Here is a 3996-nt window from a genome sequence, read left to right on the forward strand (position 1 = left end):
GATGCGGCGGCCGCGACGGCGATTCCCACCCTCGCCACCCTGCTGCGCGCCTTCATCGCCGGCGGCAGCGACCGCCCTCTCCTCGGAGTCGGCGTCGGTGTGCCGGGAGATGTGGACGACCAGAGTCTCGGCAACGTCGACTCGACGCAGCTGGGCTGGAGCCACGTACCGCTCGGCGACGTGCTCCGCCGCGAGTTGTCGCTCCCCGTGCTCGTCGAGAACAACGTCAACGCGCTCGCGATGGCCGAACTGCTCCACGGTCAGGCCCGAGGACACGACAACGTGCTCGTCGTCACCATCGGCACGGGCGTGGGCGCGGGCATCATCGCCGATGGCGCCGTGCTGCGGGGCCATGGCGGAGGGGCCGGCGAGATCGGCCACCTCCCGACACAGGAGGACGGTCCTCGCTGCGCCTGCGGCGCCGACGGCTGCCTCGAGTCGCTGATCGGCGAGGACGCCCTGGTGACCGCCGCTCGCGAGCGGGGGATCATCGGCGAGGCCGCCGGCATGCGTACCCTGCAGGGCCGCGCGAACGAGGGCGACACCGCCGCCCAGGAGGCGTTCTCGCATGCCGGACACCTGCTGGGACGGGCACTCGCCGGCATCGTCAACACGATCGACCCCGAGATCGTCATCCTCCTCGGCGAAGGCGTCGAGGCGTGGAACCACTGGTCCTACGGCTTCGAACCCGCCCTCCGTTCCGGCCTCATGCCCCGCAAGCGCGGCGTTCCGGTCGCCGTCGAGACCTGGCAGGACGACCGGTGGGCGCAGGGTGCGGCGAGCCTCGTGCTCGCGACACCGTTCGACGCGGCCGGCCGCACCGGCGAGCAGGGCCGACTGGTGCGCGAACGCCTGACCGAGCCCTCCCCGCGCGACGGGTCCCAGGGAGCAGCCCGCTGATGACCGCGGTCGAGTCCCCTCCGGCCGTGAAGGCCCCACCGACGACACCACGTCCTCCCGCACGCGGACGCCGCTCCCGGCGAGCGCGGTACGCGATCACCGTGCTGATCTTCCTGCTCCCCAGCGCCCTCCCGCTCGTCATGTTCACGCTCTACCCCATGGTGGGCGCATTATGGACGAGCCTGCACAGCTGGAACCTGCTGTCGCCGATGCAGTGGGTCGGCTTCGACAACTACGTCAAGCTCGTTCAGGATCCGGCGACGCACCGCGCCTTCCTCAACACGCTCTACTACCTGGTCGGGTACCTGCCGCTCGTCTACTTCGGCGGCCTCGCCCTTGCACTGGCCCTGAACAGCCGCATCCCCGCACGCAACCTGCTCCGCGGCGTCTACTTCTTGCCCGTCGTGACCAGCTGGATCGTCGTGGCGCTCGTCTGGCGCTGGCTGCTCAACCCCGACATCGGCATCGTGAACTTCGTCCTCGGCCTCGTCGGCATCGACGGACCGGGATGGTGGACGGACCCGGCGTGGGCGATGCCCTCGATCATCATCGCGTCGGCGTGGAAGGACCTCGGCTTCGTGATGATCATCCTGCTCGCCGGACTCCAGGCCATCCCCGCCGACCTCTACGAAGCCGCCCGCGTCGATGGCGCCGGCCCTTGGCGTCGGCTCGTGAGCGTCACCATGCCGATGCTGTCGCCGTCGACGTTCTTCGTCATCGTGATCTCGCTCATCAACGGCTTCCAGGTGTTCGACCAGGTGTATGCGATGACCGGAGGTGGACCGGCCGGCGCGAGCACGGTCGTGGTGCAGCAGATCTACGACCTCACCTTCCGATACGGGCGTGCCGGGGAGGCATCCGCTCTCTCCTGGATGCTGTTCCTCCTCGTGCTGATCGTCACGATCGTGCAGATCCGCGGCCAGAAGAAGTGGGTGAACTATGCGTAAGCGCCTGGGCACGATCGCCCTGACGGCCGTCGTCGTGGTCGGGGCACTGCTCATGTTCTTCCCGTTCCTGTGGACGATCGTGACCTCGATCTCCCCCGGGGCCGGGCTCTCCTCCACCCCTCCCCTGATCCCGGAGAACCCCTCGTTCTCGGCCTATACCGAGCTCTTCGCGAACACGCCGTTCGCTCGCGTGGTGCTCAACTCACTGGTCCTCGCCGTCGTCACCACGCTGCTGCAGCTCCTGACGAGCTCGATGGCCGCCTACGTGTTCAGCCGGATGCCCTTCCCCGGGCGGGACGCGGTTTTCGCGGTGTACCTCGCGACCATGATGATCCCGATCCAGGTGCTGATCGTGCCCCTGTTCGTGCAGATGCGCGATCTCCAGCTCGTCGACACCTACCTCGGCGTGCTGCTGCCGAGCGTGGCGAGCGCCTTCGGGGTGTTCCTGCTCCGGCAGGCGATGAACTCGGTGCCGCGCGAACTCGACGAGGCCGCCACGCTCGACGGCGCCGGGCACTTCCGCATCTTCGGCACGATCGTGCTGCCGCTCGTCGGCCCGACGATCGCCACACTCACCGTGTTCGCGTTCATGAGCAGCTGGAACAGCTTCCTCTGGCCGCTGATCATCCTGCGCTCCGCCGAGCTGCAGACGCTGCCCCTCGCGCTCGCCGGACTCCAGGGCCAGTACACGACGCAGTGGGACGTGATGATGGCGGGCTCGGTCGTCTCGATCCTCCCCATGCTCGCCATCTACGTCTTCGCCCAGCGATATGTCATCCAGGGCGTCGCCAGCTCCGGGATCAAGTGACCCGCAGCGCCTGCACCATCTGCACCACCCGATCACGCACCACCCGATGAGAAGGAGAACACCCACCATGTCACGCACAGCATGGACCCCGGTCGGCACCGTCGCCGCCCTCGCGGTCGTCGGACTGACGCTCGCCGGTTGCTCGTCCGGAGGCACGGAAGCCTCCGGCGACGGCGACAAGGTCACCATCACCTACTCGAACTTCATCTCCAACGGCGGGAACGAGGAGAACCTCGCCACCATCGTGAAGGCGTTCGAGAAGGAGAACCCCGATGTGAAGGTCGACGTCACGACCCTCCCGTACGCGGACTACTTCACGGCGTTGCAGACCGACCTCGCCGGCGGCACGGTGTCGGATGTCTTCGACATCGAGTTCGCGAACTACGCGGCCTACCAGGCCAACGGCGTGCTCGCTCCTCTGGACGGCGTCGACACCGACCTGTACCAGGCATCCCTCGCCGACGCCTACGCCACGGACGGCACGCAGTACGCTCTGCCGAGCTCGTTCTCGAACGTCGTGCTGTTCTACAACGCCGACCTGTTCGACGCCGCCGGCATCGAGTATCCGACCTCCGACTGGACCTGGGCAGACGAGCAGGCCGCCGCGGAGAAGCTGACGGATGCCGGAGCCGGCGTCTGGGGCGACTACCAGCCGATCAGCTACCACGAGTACTACAAGGCCGTGGCTCAGGCCGGTGGCGACTTCCTGAACGAGGACGGCTCGGCCGCAGCGTTCAACTCACCCGAGGGCCTCGCGGCCGCCGAGTGGCTGGTCGGCAAGAGCGGCACCACGATGCCGACGGCCGAGCAGGGTGCAGGCACCCCCGACTTCGACAGTGGACTGTTCGCCGAGGGCAAGCTCGCCATGTGGCACACGGGAATCTGGATGTTCGGCGGCCTCGCCGACGCCGGCTTCGCGTGGGACATCGCGGTCGAGCCGGGTGACACCACGGCCGCGAGCGCACTGTTCTCGAACGGCGTCGCGGTGTCGGCCGGCACGAAGAACGCGGATGCCGCCCAGCGCTTCGCGGAGTTCCTGACCAGCTCGAAGACCATGGTCGACGTGCGGCTGGACAGCGGGTGGGAGCTGCCGCCGATCGCCGACGAGAGCCAGCTCGACGCCTACCTCGACAAGGGCGACCCGGCGAACCGTCAGGCCGTCTTCGACTCGCTGGAGCAGGTCGCTCTCGCGCCGTCGATCGGGGAGGGCCAGACCGAGATGCAAGACATCGTGAGCGAAGAGCTCACCGAGGCCGCCGCGGGGCGCAAGAGCGTCCAGGAGGCACTCGACTCCGCGGAAGAGCGCGTCAACGCGCTGCTCGGCTGACGCCACACCACCCC

4 protein-coding genes are annotated in these 3996 nt (G+C 68.3%); all 4 read left to right on the plus strand.

The window, feature by feature from the left end; translation table 11 throughout:
• Positions 1–900, plus strand: a 900-nt coding sequence (locus ACNPM4_RS03760) for an ROK family protein (RefSeq protein ID WP_448984742.1), incomplete at its 5' end; no start/stop codon positions are given.
• Positions 900–1847: a carbohydrate ABC transporter permease gene (locus ACNPM4_RS03765; protein ID WP_081859913.1), complete on the plus strand. Its 948-nt coding sequence runs from the start codon at positions 900–902 to the stop codon at positions 1845–1847. The genes ACNPM4_RS03760 and ACNPM4_RS03765, both read left to right, overlap by 1 nt.
• Positions 1840–2655, plus strand: coding sequence for a carbohydrate ABC transporter permease (locus tag ACNPM4_RS03770; RefSeq protein WP_372468119.1), 816 nt, complete (start codon positions 1840–1842; stop codon positions 2653–2655). Before ACNPM4_RS03765 ends, ACNPM4_RS03770 begins: the two co-directional genes overlap by 8 nt.
• 67 nt (positions 2656–2722) lie before the next feature.
• Entirely contained in the window at positions 2723–3982 is a 1260-nt protein-coding gene (locus ACNPM4_RS03775; RefSeq protein WP_372468118.1) for an ABC transporter substrate-binding protein, read from the plus strand.
• Positions 3983–3996 lie beyond the last annotated feature (14 nt).

It is taken from the genome of Microbacterium umsixpiens (genome assembly GCF_053543675.1).

Excerpts from the sequence above, each read along its gene's own strand:
- ACNPM4_RS03765 (WP_081859913.1), top strand. The coding sequence starts at position 900 with ATGACCGCGGTCGAGTCCCCTCCGGCCGTGAAGGCCCCACCGACGACA.
- ACNPM4_RS03770 (WP_372468119.1), top strand. The coding sequence starts at position 1,840 with ATGCGTAAGCGCCTGGGCACGATCGCCCTGACGGCCGTCGTCGTGGTC.
- ACNPM4_RS03775 (WP_372468118.1), top strand. The coding sequence starts at position 2,723 with ATGTCACGCACAGCATGGACCCCGGTCGGCACCGTCGCCGCCCTCGCG.